General features: G+C 59.7%; 17 protein-coding genes. 4 read left to right on the top strand and 13 right to left on the bottom strand.

The features are described 5' to 3' along the window. Nucleotides 1-24: 24 nt before the first annotated feature. Nucleotides 25-1,758, bottom strand: coding sequence for an aa3-type cytochrome oxidase subunit I (gene ctaD / locus RE4_RS06790; RefSeq protein ID WP_019747520.1), 1,734 nt, complete (start codon nt 1,756-1,758; stop codon nt 25-27). Nucleotides 1,759-1,956: 198 nt separating this feature from the next. Between ctaD and RE4_RS06785 the strand changes: the two genes are divergently transcribed. After that, nucleotides 1,957-2,337 carry a VOC family protein gene (locus tag RE4_RS06785; protein WP_020906510.1) on the top strand — a complete coding sequence of 127 codons (381 nt, stop codon included), beginning with the start codon at nt 1,957-1,959 and terminating at the stop codon, nt 2,335-2,337. A gap of 3 nt (nt 2,338-2,340) precedes the next feature. Here the strand turns inward: RE4_RS06785 and RE4_RS06780 are convergent, their stop codons facing one another. From RE4_RS06780 to RE4_RS06770, 3 genes are all read right to left on the bottom strand, one after another. After that, on the bottom strand, nt 2,341-4,041 hold the full coding sequence (locus RE4_RS06780; protein WP_021343146.1) for a sensor histidine kinase: 1,701 nt from the start codon (nt 4,039-4,041) through the stop codon (nt 2,341-2,343). Next, the gene (locus RE4_RS06775) at nt 4,031-4,762 is read right to left on the bottom strand and encodes a response regulator transcription factor (RefSeq protein WP_060938362.1); all 732 of its coding nucleotides are present in this window, start codon (nt 4,760-4,762) and stop codon (nt 4,031-4,033) included. Before RE4_RS06775 ends, RE4_RS06780 begins: the two co-directional genes overlap by 11 nt. A 234-nt stretch (nt 4,763-4,996) precedes the next feature. Then, nucleotides 4,997-5,341, bottom strand: a complete 345-nt coding sequence (locus tag RE4_RS06770; RefSeq protein WP_019747516.1) for a PNPOx family protein — start codon at nt 5,339-5,341, stop codon at nt 4,997-4,999. Between RE4_RS06770 and RE4_RS31795 the strand changes: the two genes are divergently transcribed. Together RE4_RS31795 and RE4_RS06760 are read left to right on the top strand one after the other, a co-directional pair. Further along, the gene (locus RE4_RS31795; protein WP_306305299.1) at nt 5,238-5,801 is read left to right on the top strand and encodes an RGCVC family protein; all 564 of its coding nucleotides are present in this window, start codon (nt 5,238-5,240) and stop codon (nt 5,799-5,801) included. The two genes, RE4_RS06770 and RE4_RS31795, sit on opposite strands and share 104 nt — an antisense overlap. 122 nt (nt 5,802-5,923) lie before the next feature. Next, a complete protein-coding gene (locus tag RE4_RS06760; RefSeq protein ID WP_029254654.1) occupies nt 5,924-7,537 on the top strand; it encodes an amidohydrolase in 1,614 nt (537 codons plus the stop codon). A 23-nt stretch (nt 7,538-7,560) separates the two neighbouring features. Here the strand turns inward: RE4_RS06760 and RE4_RS06755 are convergent, their stop codons facing one another. Continuing rightward, nucleotides 7,561-8,181 (bottom strand): TetR/AcrR family transcriptional regulator, encoded by a 621-nt coding sequence (locus tag RE4_RS06755; RefSeq protein WP_029254655.1) that lies wholly within the window; start codon nt 8,179-8,181, stop codon nt 7,561-7,563. Nucleotides 8,182-8,337: 156 nt separating this feature from the next. Here RE4_RS06755 and RE4_RS06750 point away from each other — a divergent pair, with 156 nt between their 5' ends. Further along, complete coding sequence (locus RE4_RS06750) at nt 8,338-9,789, top strand: APC family permease (protein ID WP_060938294.1); 1,452 nt, start codon at nt 8,338-8,340, stop codon at nt 9,787-9,789. A 30-nt stretch (nt 9,790-9,819) separates the two neighbouring features. Here the strand turns inward: RE4_RS06750 and RE4_RS06745 are convergent, their stop codons facing one another. The 8 genes from RE4_RS06745 to RE4_RS06710 all read right to left on the bottom strand — a co-directional run bounded on the left by RE4_RS06745 (nt 9,820) and on the right by RE4_RS06710 (nt 20,657). Continuing rightward, nucleotides 9,820-10,797 (bottom strand): ABC transporter substrate-binding protein, encoded by a 978-nt coding sequence (locus tag RE4_RS06745; protein WP_020968685.1) that lies wholly within the window; start codon nt 10,795-10,797, stop codon nt 9,820-9,822. A 59-nt stretch (nt 10,798-10,856) separates the two neighbouring features. Continuing rightward, on the bottom strand, nt 10,857-12,467 hold the full coding sequence (locus RE4_RS06740; protein ID WP_158630208.1) for an ABC transporter substrate-binding protein: 1,611 nt from the start codon (nt 12,465-12,467) through the stop codon (nt 10,857-10,859). Nucleotides 12,468-12,481: 14 nt separating this feature from the next. Then, nucleotides 12,482-13,786 carry an NtaA/DmoA family FMN-dependent monooxygenase gene (locus RE4_RS06735; RefSeq protein ID WP_060938292.1) on the bottom strand — a complete coding sequence of 435 codons (1,305 nt, stop codon included), beginning with the start codon at nt 13,784-13,786 and terminating at the stop codon, nt 12,482-12,484. After that, a complete protein-coding gene (locus RE4_RS06730; RefSeq protein ID WP_060938291.1) occupies nt 13,783-14,613 on the bottom strand; it encodes a sulfurtransferase in 831 nt (276 codons plus the stop codon). Before RE4_RS06730 ends, RE4_RS06735 begins: the two co-directional genes overlap by 4 nt. A gap of 61 nt (nt 14,614-14,674) precedes the next feature. Then, the gene (locus RE4_RS06725) at nt 14,675-16,642 is read right to left on the bottom strand and encodes an acetyl/propionyl/methylcrotonyl-CoA carboxylase subunit alpha (RefSeq protein WP_060938290.1); all 1,968 of its coding nucleotides are present in this window, start codon (nt 16,640-16,642) and stop codon (nt 14,675-14,677) included. Nucleotides 16,643-16,646: 4 nt separating this feature from the next. After that, nucleotides 16,647-18,248, bottom strand: coding sequence for a carboxyl transferase domain-containing protein (locus tag RE4_RS06720; RefSeq protein WP_060938289.1), 1,602 nt, complete (start codon nt 18,246-18,248; stop codon nt 16,647-16,649). Then, nucleotides 18,235-19,434, bottom strand: a complete 1,200-nt coding sequence (locus tag RE4_RS06715) for an MFS transporter (RefSeq protein WP_060938288.1) — start codon at nt 19,432-19,434, stop codon at nt 18,235-18,237. The genes RE4_RS06720 and RE4_RS06715 overlap by 14 nt, the downstream gene beginning before the upstream one ends. Beyond that, the gene (locus tag RE4_RS06710; RefSeq protein ID WP_046378078.1) at nt 19,431-20,657 is read right to left on the bottom strand and encodes an aminotransferase class I/II-fold pyridoxal phosphate-dependent enzyme; all 1,227 of its coding nucleotides are present in this window, start codon (nt 20,655-20,657) and stop codon (nt 19,431-19,433) included. The genes RE4_RS06715 and RE4_RS06710 overlap by 4 nt, the downstream gene beginning before the upstream one ends. Nucleotides 20,658-21,138: the final 481 nt, after the last annotated feature.

Below are 21,138 nucleotides of genomic sequence, written 5' to 3'. Positions count from 1 at the left end.
CGATACTTCGTGCCGTCATTCATGTCATTTCACCTCTGTGCTTACCGTGGAAACCGGCTTGTGACCAAGCAGTCCGACGTGCGCCTCGTCGCGCATCCTCTCGACCATGTGGGGGTAGTGCAGTTCGAATGCCGGCCGCTCACTGCGGATTCGGGGGAGTTCGGTGAAGTTGTGTCGTGGTGGAGGGCAGGACGTCGCCCATTCGAGTGAGTTTCCGAATCCCCAGGGATCGTCGACCGTCACGATCCGTCCGTACCGATAGCTCTTGAAAACGTTCCAGATGAACGGAATCGTCGAGGCTCCGAGCACAAACGCGCCGACGGTCGAGATCGTGTTGAGAAGAGTGAAATTGTCCGACGGCAGGTAATCCGCGTACCGCCGAGGCATACCCTGAGCGCCGAGCCAATGCTGGACGAGAAATGTCGCGTGAAAGCCGATCAGTGTCAACCAGAAGTGAATCTTGGCGAGCTTCTCGTCCAACATCCGGCCGGTCATTTTCGGGAACCAGAAATAGATTCCGGCGTATGTCGCGAACGCGATTGTTCCGAAGAGGACGTAGTGGAAATGCGCGACAACAAAGTACGAGTCGGTGACATGAAAGTCCAGGGGCGGGCTTGCGAGAATTACGCCGGAGAGTCCGCCGAACAGGAATGTGACCAGGAAGCCGACGGAGAACAGCATCGGCGACTCGAAAGTCAACTGCCCCTTCCACATCGTGCCGATCCAGTTGAAGAACTTGACTCCGGTGGGAACTGCGATGAGGAAGGTCATGAACGAGAAGTAGGGGAGGAGAACGGCGCCGGTTGCGTACATGTGGTGCGCCCACACAGCGATCGACAGAGCTGCAATTCCCAGTGTTGCGTAGACCAATCCGGTGTATCCGAAGATCGGCTTGCGGCTGAAGACAGGGAAGATCTCGGAGACTATGCCAAAGAACGGAAGCGCCAGAATGTAGACCTCGGGATGGCCGAAGAACCAGAACAGGTGCTGCCACAACATGACTCCACCTGTCGCGGGGTCGAACAAATGCGCTCCCAGGTGCCGGTCCACCCACAGCCCGATCAAGGCAGCAGCGAGCAGCGGAAAAACGAGGAGGATCAGCATGCTGGCGACCAGCGCATTCCACGTGAAGATCGGCATGCGGAACATCGTCATCCCGGGGGCCCGCAGGCAGACGATCGTCGAAACGATGTTGACTGCGCCGAGGATGGTGCCGACGCCGCCGAGAGTAAGCCCGATGATCCACAGGTCGGCACCCATACCGGGGGAGTGGAGTTCGCTGGTGAGTGGCACGTAAGCGGTCCAGCCGAAATCTGCTGCACCACCGGGTGTTACGAACCCGGCGGAGGCGATCAGGCCGCCGAAGAGATACAACCAGTAGCTGAACGCATTGAGCCGCGGGAAACACACGTCCGGCGAGCCGATCTGCAGCGGCATGAGGTAGTTGGCGAATCCGAAGAAGACCGGGGTCGCGTACAGCAAGAGCATGATCGTGCCGTGCATGGTGAACAACTGGTTGTACTGCTCGTTTGACAGGAATTGCATTCCCGGGACAGTCAATTCCATGCGCATGAGCAGCGCCATCAGTCCGCCGATCAGGAAGAAGGCAAACGATGTCACGATGTACATCAGCCCGATCATCTTGTGATCGGTGGTCCTCAGGATCTCGACCAGTTTCGAACCCTTCGGAGCGGTCCGGGGAGTTGCGCCGACGTGGATATCGACCTCGTCGACCGGCCGGGGCGCGAGATCAACCACGACGGCCGCCTGTGCGCATCGACGTGACGAAATACCGAGAATTCTTGGGACTGTGGAACATAAACGCAATGATCGCGGCGGCCACGACCTCGGACGAGGGGAAAAGGTCCCGAGGATCGGACAGGGCGGCATGGCGTAGATCACGTGGTCCGGTACGGTCGAAAGACAATTGTCCTTGCGGATGGAAAGCGAGTTGTCATGGCATGTCGTATCAGTGAATTGGTGCTCGGTTGCCGGGATCCTGAGGTTCTGGGGCGGTTCTGGTGCGAGGTCCTGGACTTCGTCGTGCTCGATCGAATGCACGACGGTTCTCTGGAGATCGGCCCGCGCGAAGGGTTCGGCGGTCCGCAGCCGACGATCATCCTCAGTCGCAGAGACGAACCGGAGAAGGGTAAGCCCCGCCTGCATATCGACGTCAACGCCACCGACCGCGATCAGGAAGCCGAACTGGAACGCCTATTGGGTCTTGGTGCGCGGCCGGCCGACATCGGCCAGACGGGGCAGGAACAATGGCATGTCCTGGCCGATCCAGAAGGTAACGAGTTCTGCCTGCTCAAGGCCCAACTGGATCCGCTCTGACGCTCAACGGTGCTGGATTGACAACGGACTTCGCCTGGGGCTCAGCGGAACTCGCCACACTAATTCGGTGACGCCGTTCTCGCTGGTGATGTTGCTCGAGCCGCCGCACTGACGAGCGCGGGTCGCCAGGTTGTCGAGACCGTGGATTCTGGTTGCCTGGTCGATTCCCACACCGTCGTCGACGATGCTGATGACAAGATCTTCCGTTGCCCGGATGGTGACGTCGATGGCGTTGGCATGGGCGTGCCGCAGAGCATTGCTCAACCCTTCTCGCACAACGGCTTCGGCGTGCGGGGCGAGTCGAGCCGGGACGGAACTGTCGATGGTCCCCTCGAAAGTGACGCTGGGAGTGATCGACGAGTGACCGGACAGACCGTTGACGGCGTCGAGTAATCGGCGTCGCAGGCTTGTGGGAGTCGACATCTCACTCGTGTGGAGGTCGAAGACTGCGGTGCGGATTTCGCGGACCGTTCGATCGAGTTGATCAACGGAGTTGTCCAACACCGTGCGAATGGTTTCCTCGTCGCCGGGACGTTGCAATGCCCCCTGCAAACTCAATCCGGTGGCGAACAACTGCTGAATGACGTGGTCGTGAAGATCACGCGCGATTCGGTCTCGATCTTCGAGGACGTCGACCAGTCGCTCTTTTCGTTGCTGTTCGGCGAATTCGACAGTGACAGCGGCGATGTCGGCCATTGCCGTCAGCTGCTCGATCTCATCGACGCCCCACGGACGATCGCTGCGGCGTGACGCGAAGAGGACGCCGCCGCCGAACGAGGTTCCCGACAATGGGAGTGCGACGACGGATTCCTCGCTGGAAACATGCAGTGCCGGAACAGCACTGGCGCTGGGGGCGGAAATCGTTCGCCGGCTGCGGGCAGCTTCGTCGATCACGGTTCCGGAAAGATCGAGAACTGTGCCGTCCGAGACGGTCATCCCGCGAGTCCGGGATTCTGCGACGTGAACACCCGGCCCTTCGCCGAGGTCGTAGCGAACTATGCACACCAGATTGCCGTCGGTGAGACGGCGCGTCGTGCGAACCAGTTCGGCCAGTGTCTCGTCGCGAGATCCTCCACTGAGCAGGCGTGCGTTTACGGCGGCGACGGCCTTGAGCCACGCTTCCCGCGTTTGGGATTCCTCGAACAGACGCGCATTGTCGATGGCGATGCTCGCAGCGTTTGCCAGAATCTGGAGTACGGCCTCGTCACGGTCGTCGAATGCAGTCCGTTCCGAGCTGTCCGCGAGGTAGATGCTGCCGAACACCTCGCCCCTGACGAAGATCGGAACACCGAGAAACGTGTCCATCGGTGGGTGATTGGTTGGAAACCCCGCCGAGGACGGGTGTGAGGCGATTCGGTCGGTTCGAACCGGACAAGGTTCTTGAACGACCAGGCCCAGCAGTCCGTGACCTTCGGGAAGATGCCCGATCTTGGCAACCTGCCCCTGATTCAAACCGGAATGGATGAAGCGCGACAAGCGGCCGTCGGGAGACTTCACGCCGAGCGCACCGTAGTCCGCTTCGAGCACATGTCTTGCGACGTCGACTATCTGTTGCAGCGTTTCGTCGAGTTGGAGGGTGGACCCGACTGTCAATACGGCACTGAGCAGCTTGGGAATTGCAGTCGGGTTGAGGGCAGTCAGCTCTGCGCTTCCGGCGATGTCGCCGAAAAGGCTGAGCATGAGCGCGTCGCGGCTACCTGGCATGGTGTGTGCCTGTAGTGGCGGAGAATGGTGAACCGGACGGCGTCAGTAGGTGTGTGGTCGCCTGTCCCGATGGATCCGGGTAAGCAGTGCCCGCACGAAGCTTGGTCGCCAGAACTGCAGCCTGCGTTCGACGTTCGAGACCCAGTTTTTCGAGGATGCGTGAGACGTAGTTCTTGACTGTTTTCTCCGAGAGTTCCGCGTGCGTGCTGATCTCTCGATTGCTCAGCCCCTTGCCGATCAACTCGAAGATCAACAGTTCCTGATCGGTCAACAGTGCTGCCGCAGTGCCCGACTCCTGCTCGGATCGGATGCGCCGGACCAAACCGACCACCGCCTGAGTGTTCAACAGCGATTTGCCGGTGGCGACCGTACGGATCGCGGATACCAGGTCGTGGCCGCGGATGTTCTTGAGGACGAATCCGCGTGCGCCGGCGATCAGGGCGTCGAGTAGGGCGTCGTCGTCGGAGTACGACGTGAGCATCAACGTGGCCGCTTCCGGGCAGGTCGACGCCAGTTCCCGGCACAGTTCCACACCGTTGCCGTCGGGAAGTCTGACGTCCATGACGACCACGTCGGGTCGGCATTCGGGTATTCCGTCCGAAGCTTCGCGAACACACGACGCCTCGCCCACAACGTTGAGTCCCGATACCTGATTCAACAGGTCTGCCAATCCACGACGGACGATCTCGTGGTCGTCGACCAGATAGATGCCGATCGTCACGGTGGTCACCTCTTCCAGCTCGCGCCTGCCATCGATGTTACCGGACGGTAATGTACTGGCAAGGACGGGTTGTTCGTCAAACGGTCGACAAAAAACCCGCGTCGAACGGTGCGAGACCGAGTGTCGATTGCACAGAGTCAAAGGTCCCGATCGCGACGAGATATGGATCACCGAGGTTCGGCTAGGCGATCAGTGTGAAGTGAATGTGATTGCGCCGGTGCCGTTTCGATCGTTTCAGTCCGTAGGCGCGAGTTCGACCGAAACGTAAACTCCCTTGCCTTTTCGATGTGCGAGGGCTTCGCCAGGACGATCGATACCGTCCAGTTGGAGAACGATGGGGCCTTGTTCCGGATAGAAATTGCGCCACCAGCTTTTCTTGTCCGGCATGGCAACTCCGATCGTCACATGGTCGCCTTTTCTTTTGTAGGACACGGGCGCGCTGAAGGTACGTCCCGATTTGCGGCCGACGTAGGTGATGACGGTCATTGAACGGCCGAGTAATTTGCCCACGATCGGAGCGCCGATCAGTGGTTGGACCACTACGTTGACGGCGGCGGATACACGTTGGAAAGTGTTCACAAGAAGCCCTTTCGCTTCGGATGCTGCACGGATTCGAACGCTGCACGGAAATGGTGCGTGCTGTAGTTCTATCCTGCTCGACGGTGATTGTCGCGTGGCAGAAATTGGTACAAACCGGTGCGCCGAAGCGAGTAGCGTGGGGGTACGTCGAGGGTCATTCGTATATGCGCGGTCAAGCCATGTCGTCCTCGACGCCAACCCGGTCTGTGGTCGAACGGCCGAGAACTGGAGCGCCTGTATGGCGTCGAACCCGTCCGATGTGTCGAATGCACCAGGGCAAGCCGAGTCGACAGACGCGGATCAGAAAACGCCGTCCATTTGCCCTGCGTGTCAGCACAGTATGGAATCCCACGATCCGCTCGGCGTTCGGTTCTGCGCAGTGACAGCCGACCGCGGTCTCGATCGAAAGTGCATCTGCGCTGCCGATCGTGAGGAGATGCAGCACTATTCGCGATACTGAGCTTTCGGGCTGAACAGCGCCGGAGATCCTTCAATTCGCAACGACTGAACCGCTATTGACGGCGGTACAAACGCGGTCTAGATTAATCGAATCAAATTCGATTAATTGCGGAGGTGCTGGAAGTGGAGGCCGAACTTCTGTTCGTCGGAGGCACGATTCGTACGGGGGATTCGGCCCGCGGTGTCAGTGACGCATTGGCCGTTGCAGGCGGCAGAGTTGTTGCTTTGGGGGATGCGGCCAGGGCGTTGGAGTCGGCCCGTACGGAAGTTGTCGACTTGGCAGGGGGAGCGCTTCTACCGTCGTTCGGCGACGGCCATGTTCACCCGTTGATGGCTGGCCTGGAAATGCGCGGCGCCAAGATTCGTGATTGCGACAGCATCGACGAGGTGGTGCGGGAAGTGCGTCGCTGGGCGGACGCGAATCCGGACGCCGAGTGCATCTTCGGAGAGGGCGTCTCTCCCACTCTGGCGCCGGGCGGACTGTTCGACGCCCACTGGCTCGACGATGTAGTGCGGGACAGGCCGGTCGTCTTGCGCACGATGGACTATCACACCGCGTGGGTCAACAGCGCCGCGCTTCGGAGCGCCGGTCTGACGCGCGATACCCCGGATCCGGTCGGCGGGGAAATTGTGCGAACAGCTGACGGCGAGTTGCTGGGGACGCTGCGTGAATGGGGAGCGATCAACCCGGTACTGGCTCTTCTTCCCGAGGTGACACTTCACGACGGAGTCGATTCGCTTGCTGCGGCATCGAAAATGCTTGCGGCAGCGGGTATCACTTGGGTTCAGGATGCATGGACCGAGTTGGACGATGTCGAGATCTGGTTGGCCACCGCTGAAAGCGGGCGCCTGTCGACGCGAGTGAATCTTGCCTTCCGAGCAACACCTGAGAGCTGGAAAGCCGACCTACCGGCGTTTGTCGAGGCTCGGCAGAAAGTTGCAGAACGGGGCGGTGACACAGTCAGAGCCGAAACGGTGAAATTCTTCGCCGACGGTGTCATCGAGGCGGGCACGGCAGCGCTCCTTGCGCCGTACTCGGACTGCCCGCATTCGCACGGAATCAGTAACTGGACGACGGATGAACTCGGTCGGGTTGCAGCTGAAGTGGACCGGTTGGGCTTTCAGATCCATATCCATGCCATCGGTGATGCAGGTGTACGCATGGCGCTCGACGCGATCGAATACGTCGATCGCTGTAATGGCCCGCGTGATCGGCGCGCCACGATCGCGCATCTGCAATTGGTTGACGGCGACGACCTCGACCGGTTCGAATCATTGGGCGTGATTGCCAATTTCCAGCCGCTCTGGGCTCAGCTCGATCCTCTGATGACGGAACTGACCATTCCGCGTATCGGCGTCGACCGCGGTGAGCTGCAATATCGCATCGGAAGTCTCGCCGAGCGAGGCGCGCGAGTGGCATTCGGCAGCGATTGGCCCATCACGGCCCACGAACCGATCAAGGGAATTGCCACCGCAATTCACCGCCAGACGTCTGCAGGAGTTCCGAGCGAAGGATGGCTGCCTCGTGAACGCGTCGGCCTCGACTGGGCCCTCGCGACATATTCGGCCGGTATCGCCTATCAAGGGTTCGAAGAGAACTCGTGGGGTCGTCTCCTTCCGGGCATGCGAGCCGACATGATCCAGCTGCCCGTCGATCCCCGCCACCTTGCTTCGTCCAAGGAGCTCAGTGACCTGGTCGTGTCCCGAACCTGGTTGGCGGGTAAGCGCGTTCATTGACCTCCCGGCCGGATTCGCGACGGCTACTCGTGCACCTCATGCAAGAGGCGTCGAAAACCTGAAAGCAATGCCGTCCAGCCGAGTTCGAAGGCTTGCTCGGCCCTGGCCGGTCCCCTCGGTGCCGCGGCAAGTGCCCGAGTCAGGGCGTCGTCGGGTGTTGTCGCGTCCGCTTCGATCATGACCTCCGGTGCGGCCGCATCCAGTGCCGCTCCGAGCAGAAAATTCTCCGATGCAGTGATGACGGCCAAGATGTGGTCGTCCGGGAATCCCGCCTCGCACAGACCCGCAGCGGGAGCGCGGTACACCGACAGTGACGTGGGGTCGCGCACCGTCTCCGTGGCGAGGAGGCGGATGGAAGTGGGGTGGCGACTGAACGCGGCTCGATACGACCTCGCCCACTCGGAGAACGCTTCGTCCCATGGCAAGCGCTCAAACGACGACCCGTCGATTTCACGTACGACGCGATCACGAACCAGGTCTACGACCGCGGCGCGGCCCTTGGCGTGGTGATAGATCGACGAGACTTGAACATTCAGGTGTTTCGCCAGGTCAGGCATCGTGAAGTCGCCGTCGCGGTCGACTAGTTCCAGTGCAGCCTTTGCGATCCGTTCGCGGTCCAGGCGTGCGATACGAGGTCTACCCACGGTCCCACCTCTCTAATCGAAGTTGATTCGATTATGCCCTTGTGGCGCCGGTCACAAGGATCTATCATAATCGAAACTGATTCGATTAATCCGGTCGGTGATTCCCGTTCCTGTTTTCTCCTCGTCATGCCCCTTCCTTCACTGGAGAAGTGCCTCATGAAGAAATCTGAAACCTCGCCCACCGTGCAGCTGCAAGGAGGCGTCCTGGGCACTGCCGGGATCGTCTTCTTCGTCGTGGCCGCCGCGGCTCCATTGCTGGTGATGGCAGGGGTCGCGCCGCTGGCCTTGAACATTGCAGGCATCGGGGCTCCGGGCGGATACATCTTGGCGGGGCTCGCGTTGGGAGTGTTCGCAATCGGTTTCACTGCGATGAGCAAGTACATCCACAATGCAGGCGCCTTCTACGCCTACATTTCAGTTGGACTCGGGCCTCGCTGGGGGCTCGCCGCAGCAGTACTCGCGTTGGTGTCCTACAACGCTCTCGAGATCGGAATCTTCGGGGCTCTAGGATATTTCGCCCAAACCACTATGGCGGACCTGGTCGGGGTAGATCTGCCGTGGGGATTGTGGTCGCTGTTGGGTGTTGGATTGGTGTGGTTCCTCGGATCTCGATCGGTACACCTCGGGGCGCGATTTTTGATCCTTTTGCTGACCGCGGAGACAGGGATTCTGGTTCTGCTCGCAGGAGCGGTCCTCTTTCAAGGCGGAGCCGTCGGAATCGATGTCGAATCCTTTGCTCCTTCCAATGTTTTCAGTCCAGGCCTCGGCGGGGTGTTGACTCTGGCCTTCGCTGCGTTCATCGGATTCGAAGCCACCGCCCTGTATCGGGAGGAAGCTAAAGATCCCGCTCGGACGGTTCCGCGGGCAACGTACGTTGCCGTCGCGTTCCTCGGACTCTTCTACGCATTCATGGTGTGGATCATCATTCAGGCGTACGGCCCGGATCAGGCTCTCGCGCTTGCTGCTTCCGATCCCGCCGGCATGTACTTCAACGCGATCGAGCAGTACGTCGGCGGTTGGGCGAGCACCTTGATGGAACTGTTGATCATCACGAGCATTCTCGCCAGTCTGCTCGCGTTCCACAACGCGATCACCCGCTACGTCTTTGCGCTCTCGCGTGAACGCGTGCTGCCCCGAGCGTTGGGCAAACTACATCCGGTCTACAAGTCGCCCTACGTTGCCAGCGCAGTCCAGAGTTTCCTCGCGATGGTGGTGATCGTCGTGTTCGTGATCATCGGCGCAGACCCGTACCTCGAACTCCTGCTGTGGGTGAACTCGCCAGGCATTGTCGGCATCGTCGTGCTTCAGGTCATGGCGGCCGCGGCTGTCATCGCATTCTTCTGGAAAGATCGCCGTGGGCATTCGGTGTGGAGAGTCTTGATCGCGCCCGCATCCGCTCTCCTGATGTCGGTCTACGCAACGTATTTGATCGTTGATCAGATGGAGCTGATCACTGCCGCCGGCACGGCAGTGAACGTGGTGCTCGTTGCCGTCACACCGGTCAGCTTGGCTGTCGGCTGGCTACTCGGCTCCCGACTCGAACGACGTGACCCGGCGCAGTTCGCACGGCTGGGAACTACCGACGTCGATGCCGGTCCTTCGGCCTGACTCGGCTTTTACTCCACCAGTGGTGTTCTCCTATTTGTTCGTCTTCGGGAGGCCAGGGGGATTGACCAGCGACTTGTCGACTGCCTCGTTGGTGATCTTCCACCGCTCGAGAACTTGCTCGTATGTGCCGTTTTCGATGAGATGATCTATCGCTTCGCTGATCGGTTGTACCAAGCCGTTGTCTTTCTTGACCAGTACACCGATCTGGCCCAACGCGGCCTCACCGGCCCCGGAGAACTGACCGATCACTTCGTTCTCGCCAGTCTGTGCAGCGTGAAACTGCGATGACGGGTTGGGGCCGAAGTAAGCATCGATTCGACCGGAAGACAGCGGCAGGTAGTAGTCAGTGGTCTTCTGGTACACGGTGATTTCAGCGGGAGCACGCCCGGCCGCGACGTTGTCCTCGTTCCACTTCACAAGCAATGCCTCCTGATTGGTGGCAGCGCCGACTCCGATCTTCAGTCCGGCGATGTCTTCCGGCTTCTCGAGTGAGAGATTCTTGTCCTTTCTGACTTCGAATGCGAGAGTATCGAGGCGGTACGTCGCGAAGTCGTACTTCTCTTTACGCTCTTCGGTGACCGTCACGTTGGAGATGAACGCATCTGCATCTCCCGAATCGATCCGCACTGAATTCTGGGCCCAATCCGCGACCTGAAGGTCGATTTTCAACCCGAGCACCTCTGCAATCAAATACGCGAAGTCGGTCTCGGAACCGATGACCGTCTTGTCGTCGTCGGCATAGAAGCGCAACGGCGGCGCGGTTCCAGCGTTGCCGGTGATTCGGATCGTGCCTCGGTCGCGGAACTCCTGAGGGACCTTCGCTGCGATCGAATCAACCTTGTCGGTACTGATGCGGTTCTGCTCGGCCGACAAGTTGATACCGGATGTTGTTGCACCGGAATGTTGCTCGGTCGATTCTTCATCTGGGCTTCCGCAAGCGGTGCCAAGGAGGGCAACTGTGGCCAGGGCAGAGATCAGAAGTGTCGCGGTGCGAGGACGGGTGAACATCGGGTTCCTTCCGAGAAAAGGGTTTGTCGAAGCAGGTTGTCGAGTTGAGGAAGTGTGAACTAGCTCTTCCACGCATCCACGAAGTCCACCGAGTAGAGATCGGCTTGGATGCGCAGGTCGTGAACCGCGGGAGTCGTCGCGTAGATCAACGAAGAGGCGTGCAACGGGATCGCCAGTGCCTGATCGGCAATCAGCTCCTGAATCTCCTTCAACACTTCGTTTCTCGCATCGATGTCAACGGTCTGAGATTGTTTGACCAGCAACGCATTCAGCTCGGGAGTCGAGGCGATGCCTTTGGTCGAGCCGAGAGTGGGACTGAACACCAGCAGTACGTCACCGTCGGCGCGCAAGCTCTGGAAGTAGATCGATTCCCACGTGCCGTCGGTTCTCGCGGCGTTGTCCTCGGCAGTCGAGCGAGGTTGCAAGTTCACCGTGACTCCGATGTCGCGCAGCTGAGATTGGATCAGTTCGAACTGCGATTGTGGGAGGTGGTTGCGGTAGGCCAATTCCACGGTCAGTTTCTCACCATCCTTGGTTCGGAATCCGTCACCGCCGACTGTCCATCCACTGGCGTCCAGCAGTGACTTCGCACCCGACGGATCATAGGTGTACTCGGACGAGAGATCGGTGTAGCCGGGCGCTTTCACAGACAGGATGCTGCGTGCTTTCTCGTCACTCGGTGTGTAGGTGGTGTCGATGATCTGTTGGGTATCGATGCCCTTCACCAAAGCACGCCGCACGTTCAGGTCCGCAAGTACCGGCGCGAACGTGGGGTTGAGCAAGAGCGAGTCGTTGATGCCGGCAGCAATGGACGGGATGACAGTGAGTCCGGCGCTTTGTGCGCGGTCGACGTCTGTGCTCGGAATGTCGATCGCGGCGTCCAGTTGTCCTGACGTCAAACCGCCGATTCGCACCGAGGATTCGGGGATCACCAAAAAGGTGATCGAATCCAGATATGCCTCTCCCTTGTTCTTGTTGAGTGAGGATCCCCAGTGGTACCCGTCCCGGCGGGCGAGTACGACCTTCGCGTTGGTCTCCAGTTCTTTCTGTACGAACGGACCAGAAGCGATAACGCCCTGGGCGCAGCGTTCTTCGGGCGTCTTCTTCAAGGATTCCGGTGCGATGATGGCGAGCGTGTCGGAGCGGGCGGCTTGAAGGAATCCTGCCGATGGTTCCGAGAAATCGAGTGCGACAGTCGAGGGGTCGAGTACCTCGGCCCCGATGAAGGTCGCGAGATGAGATTTTGCAGTGGTTGCGAAGCCGCTGTCTCCCAGTCTTTTCTGGCTCTCGAAGTTATCTGCCACGACCTGTGCATCCAGACGTTCGCCGTTGCTGAAGGTAACTCCGTCCTGGAGAGTGAAGACGAATCGTCGACCGTCGTTCTGGACCTCCCAGGACGTCGCCAACCAAGGCACGATCTCCCCGGTGTCGAGATTCTGGTCGACGAGTTTGTCGTAGAGGGGATGGAACGCCGTGGCGGTTTGACCGTTCAGGGTCTTGTCGATGCACGGTGGAAACGTATTGATGGCAAAGGTCAGATCGCCCCCGGACGCGGGCTCGGAGTCCGCGCTGGCAGTTGGTGTTGCAGTGCTGCAACCAGCCGCAACTGCAAGCGTCGACGCCAGGATGGCGACTCGGATCGGTGTGGATGAAAGCCGCGACGTCGTCATGGACTGAGTTCCGTTCATCGTGTGGAAGTGCGAGTGGAATCGAAGATGTTGGACCGCAAGGTCGTTCCGGTGTATTCGCGCCGGAACACGCCCCGATCTTGCAGAAGTGGCACAACGGAACTGGCGAAGTCGTCGAGCCCCCTGGGGAAGTGGGTAGCCGTCAGGATGAAACCGTCAGCTGCTCCCGATTCGAAGAGATGGGTCAACTCGTCCGCTATCTCTTGCGGCGAGCCGACAATCTCGGGAGTGAGATCGTTACGCGCGAACAACTGTGCGGCTTCGGCGATAGTGAGATCCTGGGCGTCGATCAGCCGCGCCAGACGACGCGACGGACCTTTTCCCTGATCGACGACGTCGTTGATCGGAGTTGTCGGATCGAACTGCGACAGATCGAGTCCGGCGGAGTGGGAGACCCACTCGATTGCTGCATCCGGATGGATCAGGGATCGCAGATACTCCTGCCGTTCCTTCGCGATGCTCGTCGTCTCGCCGACTATCGGTTGCACGGCGGCGACGAGGCGCACCGAATCAGGGTCGCGTCCAGCCTCTTCCGCGTAGCCGCGAATTGCCTGGCGCTTCGCTCGAAGATCTTCCTCCAACGGGTCGATCGCAAAGACCAGATCTGCCCACCGCCCACCGAACTCGCGCCCTCGCGCCGATTCACCTGCCTGGATGAAGACCGGGCGGCCCTGAGGTGATTGTGGCAAGGTGAGTGGACCCTGCACCGACAAGTATTTGCCCTTGTAGTCGGCCGCGTGAATCTTGCTTGTGTCTGCGTAGATTCCGCTGTCGCGATCGGCCAATACGGCGTCGCCGTCCCACGATGACCAGAGTGCGGTGGTCGCTTCGAGAACCTCGTCGCCGCGCTCGTACAGTTCTTCTCTCGGAAGCCGATCGACTTCGGGAAAGTTGTCGTTTGCCGGACCGGGCGCCGTCATCACGATGTTCCAGGCCGCGCGCCCACCGCTGAGTATGTCGAGGCTGCCCAGAGTTCGCGCCAAGTTGTACGGGCTGTTGAAGCTTGCCGAAAGGGTTACGCCGAGACCGATACGATTTGTTACGCCGGCTACCACTGCAGCCAACTGCGTCGGATCATGTTGAAAGCCGGTCAGCAGACCGTATTTGGTGTGGCCGTCGACGTAGTGCACACGCTCAGGTATCAATATCAGGTCGAATTTCGCTCGTTCCGCGGCTTGCGCGTATCGCTCGTAGAGCGCTCTGTCCTCGAAGGCATTCTCCGAGTACGAATGTCGCCACATTCCGGCACTGTGCATACTCGGAAACACCATGTAGGCGCCGAGGATCATCTGTCGTGTCATCGCTGGTCCGGATTCCTTGGTGTGTGATGGATGTCAGTGGAGACGGGTCGTTCGGGGTCGGCGCTCCACCCCGACCACGACGCGACGTAGACCGCGGAGCTGATGCCGACCGCTGCAAGCGCCAGTGCGTTGTGCGACGCGGCAACTCCGCCGCCGCAATACGACACGACGGTGCCACCACGCTCTATTCCGAACTGGTGGAAGTATTCTCGTAACTCGCGGTCGGGAAGTAGGAATCCGTTGTCGTCGAGTAGGTCAGTTGCCGGCGCTGAGATAGATCCGGGGATGTGGCCGGCGCGGAAACTGCTCGATCCTCGGGCGTCGAGCAATCTGCCGGCCGATGCCGCGCGCAGGGCGCCTTCTGCGTCGGCGAGTGTCGTGCTAGCGGTGGAAGGTGGTACGGGCATCGAATCGTTTGTCGATATGGGTTTTCGGGATGAAGCCCATGCGGACGATCCGCCGTCCAAGTACCGCACTGAACGTCCCGCCCAGCGAAGCGTGAACCACGCGCGGGCCGCAAGCAGGGGGCTGTCCGAACTGTAGACCACGATGTGAGCATCGGTGGATACTTTCAGATCGTTCAGTGTTCCTCCGAATGCGTCGAGATCTGGCAGCGGTCGATTCCCTTCAGTCCCGCCGCCACTGCTTTGAAAGTTGTTGATCGACAATGTGATGGACTGCGGCGCAGTAATGATTCCGGCTCCGCCCTCGCTGTTGTCTCGTACCACGTTGACGACGACGAGCGTCCGATCGGAACGAATGAGTTCGCAGAGTTCGGTTGCGGAAACAATGACTGCGCGACGCTCGATTCCCCCTGCTTCTGACATGAAAGATATTGTGTAACAATTGCTTCAGTCAAGAAAGAGATAAGATCGTGGCAATCTTTACTCATGGCGCCACGGCTGCCAGCACTTGTCCGGCATCGATGACATCTCCCACCGTTACTGTCACCGCCGAGACGATTCCGGGTGAGGAAGCACGAAGGGCAGTCTCCATCTTCATTGCTTCTACGACCGCGACGACATCACCTTCCGACACCCGCGTTCCAGTCTGCAGCACTGCCAGCACGGTTCCCGGCATCTTCGATGTGATCTCTCCGTCACTGAGATCGGAATCCTTTGCTGTATAGACTTTCTCGATTACCTTCACGGTCCAGCCACCAACGCACACCCATGTACCGGTGCCGACTCCGAGGCGTCCAGCGGTGGTTGTCAAACCATCGGCGACCAGGCTGAGCGTCACTTCGTCGGTTCCGCCCCTGACGACCACCGAAATGTTCCGGCCGTCGGCGGCGACAATCCAGTGGTTGCTTCGTTGTGAGATGACCGTGGTCGGCACGACGCGGCCGTCGGCAATGAGTTCGCGTCCGATCGGGTCGGATCCCACCTTGCGCAATGTCTCTCGATGTAGTCCGTGGGGGCCGGTCCATGACGACCCGGTGACCGGCGATTGTTCCTCGACGGAAGTCCACACCATCGCAACAGCAGCGGCGGTGGCCTGGAGCTCTGCAGAATCCGGGATCAACCGAGGGAGGTGCTCGTCGACGAAGGAAGTGTGAATGTCATCCGCGCGCACAGCCGGTGTCGCCAAGAGAAGTCGGAGGAAACCGATATTCGAGGTTCCACCGAAGTAACTGGAGTCGGCCAAAGCTCGGTCCAGTGATTCCAGTGCGGTTGACCGCGTCGGACCGCTTGCTATGACCTTTGCGATCATCGGATCGTAGAACGGCGGAATGCTGCCGGCACCCTCGAAAGCACTGTCGATGCGAACCGTCGACGGCCAGGCTACGTCCACAGAATGTGAAGGTGCGGGCCGAAATCCGTTCGACGGATCCTCTGCGTAGATTCTGGCTTGCACCGCGAAACCCCGCAGCGCGATATCGCGCTGCTGTAACGGCAAACGGGCGCCGAGGGCGATGTCGAGTTGCAGTTCGACGAGATCGACGCCGGTCACTTCCTCGGTGACCGTGTGTTCGACTTGCAGGCGCGTGTTGACTTCGAGGAAGTAGTAGCGGTTTTCGGCGTCAACCAGAAATTCGACGGTTGCTGCATTCACGTAGCCGACGCCTCCGAGTAGTCGCAGAGCGTCGTGCTGCATGGCTCCCAGGACCGATTCGGGGACAGAACTTGCCGGTGCCTGCTCGATGATCTTCTGGTTGCGACGCTGTAGGGAGCATTCACGGGTGAAGAAGTGAACTCCTGTACCGAAGGAATCGAAGAGGACCTGAACTTCGATGTGACGCGGACGCTCCACCAGCGTTTCGATCATCAGGTCGCCGCGGCCGAAGTTCCTTCCGTTCAAACCGATTGCAGAGGTGATGACCTCTCGTGCGTCATCACCCGGATGTAGTCGAACCATCCCCTTGCCGCCGCCCCCGAACACCGGTTTCAGCAGCACCGGCACGTCGAGAGATCGAACGTGACCGAGGACGGTATCGGGATCGGCGCTTGCCTCGCCCCACGCGGTGAGAGTCGGGATGCCGGCGTCAGCGGCGGCCTTCTTCGCTCTTGCCTTGTCTCCGAGTAGAGCGATGGATTCAGCGGCAGGACCGACGAATGTCAGACCTGCAGCGACGACGGCTTCAGCGAAATCGGAGTCTTCGGAGAGAAATCCGTAACCCGGGTGCACGGCGTCGCAATCCGCGGCCAGCGCGGCCGCAATGATTTGATCCGAATTGGTGTAGGACTCCGAGGGGATGTCTCCGTCCAGAAGCACGGTGTGATCGGCGAGGCGATGCCACTGTGCGTGTGAATCGACGGGGGAGGAGATCGTCACTACCGACATGCCGAGACGACGGGCCGTGCGCGCGATGCGCGTGACGATTTCGCCCCGATTGGCGATGAGAAGTCGAGTCATGTTCTCACATCCTGAAGACGCCGAAGCGCGTAGTTCCGTGATTGCGGGGAAGCATGGACAGCGCGAGTGAAACCCAGGATCGCGTGTCGACCGGGTCGACGATCGCGTCCACCCATAGCCTGGATGCGACGTACACCGACTCGCCCTGCCGGTCGTAACCTTCGCGTATCGGCCGTTTGATTTCCTCGATTTCCTCTTCCGTGAGCGGAGTTCCGCGTGTGCGCGCAGATTCGATCTTCATCAATGCCATCACCGACGCTGCTTGCTCGGAACCGACCACGGTGGTCTTCGCGTTCGGCCACACGGCCATGAAGTCAGGACCTATCGAGCGTCCGCACATCGCGAGGTTTCCCGCCCCGTAGCTTCCGCCGATGACGATGCTGAGCTTGGGAACCCTGGCGCAAGCAACGGCATTGACCAGTTTCGCTCCGTGTTTGGCGATACCTTCCGCTTCGTACTGCTTCCCGACCATGAATCCGTTGACGTTGTGCAGGAACAACAATGGGATGTCTCGTTGTGCGCACAGTTCGACGAAGTTCGCGGCCTTGAGGGAGTCCTCCGAAAAGAGCACACCGTCGTTCATGATGACCCCGACGGTGTACCCCTCGATGTGGCCGGTCCCGCAGACGATGGTTCGGCCGTAATTCGCTCGGTACTCGACTAATTCGCTGGCATCGAGCAGGTGGGCCAGAACGTCGCGCGCGACGATCGGGGTTTTCGAGGAAGCCGGGATCACCGTGTCGAGCGATTCGGGGGAGTGAAGAGGTGGTCGCGGAGATCGTGACGGCGCCCGTACCTCCCGTCGATCACCGCGGGCGACGATGTCGGCGATCATGCTCAGAGCCTCGATGTCGTCGTTGGCGATGTGATCGACGACGCCGCTGATCACCCCGTGCACGTCGGCGCCGCCGAGCTCTTGCGGTTCGACGTCGACACCGGTTGCAGCCTTGACCAACTGAGGGCCGCCCAGATAAACGGTGCCGGTACCGCGGACGATGACGGTCTCGTCGCACATCGCTGGGATGTATGCACCTCCAGCCGTGCAGGAACCCATGACCGCTGCGATCTGAATGATGCCGTCCGCCGACATTTCGGCGATGTTCTTGAACATCTCGCCGAAATGGTGCTCGTCGGGGAAGATCTCGTCCTGCATCGGAAGGAAAACACCTCCGGAATCGACGAGATAGACACACGGCAGCCTCAGCCGACGAGCGACGGATTGCAATCGCAGTTGCTTCTTGACGGTCAGCGGGTAGTAGGTGCCGCCCTTGACGGTGGCGTCGTTCGCGAAGATGGCGCAGAGTGAGCCGCGGATGAGCCCTACGCCCGTGACCAGACCAGCCGACGGGAGTTGCTCGTCGTACACCTCGAATCCGGCAAGTTGTCCGATCTCGAAGAACGGGGACTGCACGTCGAGAAGAGCATCGATGCGTTCGCGAGCGGGCAATTTGCCGCGAGCCCGGTGCTTGGCGACCGACCGCTCGGGTGCCCCGTGAACGGACAAGTGTTGCGCGTCCGCAACTCGCTCGCGAATTTCCTTGTATGCCAGTAAGTTCTGCTCGCGGGTACCGGGGTCGAGTTGTGCGGTGCGTTCAATGACTGGCATGGGACGTACCTACTGTCGGTTCGGAGGAAGCTGTGCGGAGGGAGAATACGAGCGCAGTCGCTGCTGCAGTGATCAGTGCGACGATTGCCGACCACACGCGTTCATCGGATGCGAGAGGTCCGACTACAGAGGCGATGCCGGCAATCCCCTGCTGTACGAGTCCGCAGTACGCGACGGCGATGGCTCCGCCTTCAGCAAAATGCGTCACTGCTGATGCTGCCGAGTTCGGGAAGAGAAGTGATTGCCCAAATGTCAGTGCGATGTATCCGAGCAGGAAGACCGCGAGCAACGGCGTGGAACCGAGTGAGGGATACCAGCAGAGCATGAGGACGAGACCGGCAAGCAGCATGCACAGCGCACCTCGGCGCATCAACTTCTCTGAACCGACGGTTGTGGCCCTTCGATTGACGTAAAGCGCGCCGCTGAAGTAGGCGGTTCCGTAGAGGATTCCGAAGGCTCCGAATGCCCACGGTTGCAGGTCGAATCGATCGCTGAACAGGAAGGGGCTCGATTGCTGCACCAGCACTATCGCGCCGAAACCCAGGCCCCCCGCAATGGCTGGTTTGTAGAACTGGGGTGTCAGGACTATGGCATTCCACCGAACAACGCGTTCGTTGTTGTCGCGGACTGTGGTGTTCTCGGTCCTCAGTGCCACCGCAGCGAGTGCTGCTCCGAGTACTCCGAGCACGCCGAAGCCGGTTCGCCACGAGGTGAACGACGCGAGAGCGCCGCCGATCAGTTGACCACCGCCCAGAGCCACCACAAATGCCATCGACAACAGCGACAATCGACTAGCCAACTCCGAACCGGTGAACTTGTCCTTCACCATCATTCGCACGATGATGGCCGCACCCCCTGCTCCGATGCCTTGAACGATCCGGCCGATCAGTAGTACGGCGACGCTCTGGACCAAAGCCAATGCAACGCAGGCGATCACGAACAATACCAAGCTGGACAACAGTGCCGTCCTGCGTCCGAGTCGATCTGCCAACCGCCCCCACACGACCACCGGAAGTGCGGCACTGATCACGAAGAGTGTCACAGACCACTTCACCACGGAATCTTCGATGCCCAGATCCGTCGCGATCTTCGGCAGTGAAGGGAGGTAGATGGTCGTGGCCATTTGTGCTGTCAACACGACGGCACAAGCCAGAGGTGTCACTGCGACAGTGCGGTCGTCGCTCATTCCGTGACTCTTCGTAGGACGTCGGCGAAGCGCTCGATCGTTGCATGTGGAAGGTCCGCCCGAAGCATCAGTCTCAGCCCGGCTTTGCCCCGGCCGATGACAGGGAAGAAGACCGCCGATGTGTAGAAACCGCTAGCCAGCAGTTTCTGTGCTGCGGTGATGGTTTGTTCTTCCTCGTGGAGCGTGACGAAGCGGATCGGGAGTCCATCGCCCGATGCCGGCGTGTCGACGAGCGAATCGAACAGTTCGACAACCGTGCGGAGTTGCCGCTGCCGCTTGTCGACCTCTCCGCTGCGGTGGAGCTCCACGGACGCCGCAATAGCACCCAGCCCGGCTACGTTCACACGCTGCGACCACGTCAACGGGCCGCCGTAGCGAAGTGCGAGATCACGATTTCGACTGTCCCGGTTCCGGCCGAGTGCGATCGCGCCGCCGGAAGCACCGAATCCCTTGTTCAGTGATGTCAGCAAGAATGTTCGATCATTGAGGCTGCCGATGAGATCCAGGACCGCGCCACGCCCGTTGTGTCCGATGACCGAGGTGCTGTGCGCCTCGTCGAGAACGAGAATCAGTCCGTATTTGGCCTGTAATGCAAACAGTTCGTTCAGCGGCGCCTTCCCGCCTGTGCTGTAGACGGTGTCCGCCACGTATGCCACCTGAGAATTTGTTCGGCAAAGACTTTCGAGTTCATCGACGTCGTCGTGCCGAATGGTCACGATCGTCGTTTCGTCGGCGACGCTCGCCTTCATGGCATTGAGGCAGAAGTGTGCGTTCTTGTCGAACACCATGAGGGGAGGTTCACCGCCGGTGAGCAACCCGGACGCAACGAGGGGGAGCAAACTCCACGCAGCGTTTGCGGCGGATCCGAGGGTGAGCACATGTGCGTCAAGCAGTTCGCTCAACGCGGCCTCTGTGTCGTCGAGAAGGCTGGAGTGGACTCTCATCCGCGAGATGGAACTGTTCAACGTTCGTTCGCGCTCGAGAGCGGCGATCGCACCCGAACGAATTCGGTCGTCGGTGTCGAGCCCCAGATACGAGTACGTGGAGAAGTTCTCGAATTCGTATCCTTGGATCGTCCGGTGTTCGAAACCTGCGACGCGATCGGCGGTGATATCGGCCAGACCCTCACTGACTGCGCGATCCCAGAATGGGTTGCTCAAATCAGCAGCACGCCTGAGGTTGGAGTACAGATTCCTATCTTTCAAGCTCTCGGCAACCGTCATTTCGCGGCTGGTCCCTTCACTGGATTCGATAGCGGAATTACTGCGTTGATGCACTGAGATGCATCATCGTCAGTTGACATCGCTCATTGAGAACGAAAGACAATTCGATGTCAAGCATTACGGATTCGAGACGCCGAGAAAAAGGAAGAAACCCCATGGTTTGGAACTAGTTGAATCTGTAACTTAAGGCGTTGTTGCACTTCAGTGACGGTGATGATTTATCACGATTTCCCGTGATAAATCGGATAATGTCGTGAGTCACAGGCTTGTGTGCGCATCCACGTGATGTCCGAAGAATATTATGATCCGCATGCGTCAAAGGGTTGGCAGGGAAGCGATAAGGCTTCTGTCTGATATTTTTCGAGGATCTCGTGGAGGTTCGGCAATCAGGCAATTAGGCGATCGTGTATCTGGAATCGATTTTCTTCTTAATGAATTTCAAGACGTGTTAGGTCCGCTTATCGAATTCTTTACTCGTTGG

This window comes from Rhodococcus erythropolis NBRC 15567, from assembly GCF_001552595.1.
In the GTDB taxonomy this organism is placed as follows: domain Bacteria; phylum Actinomycetota; class Actinomycetes; order Mycobacteriales; family Mycobacteriaceae; genus Rhodococcus_F; species Rhodococcus_F erythropolis.
The sequence above is the reverse complement of the archived record's forward strand: the minus strand, read 5'-3'. Positions and strand labels throughout refer to the sequence as shown.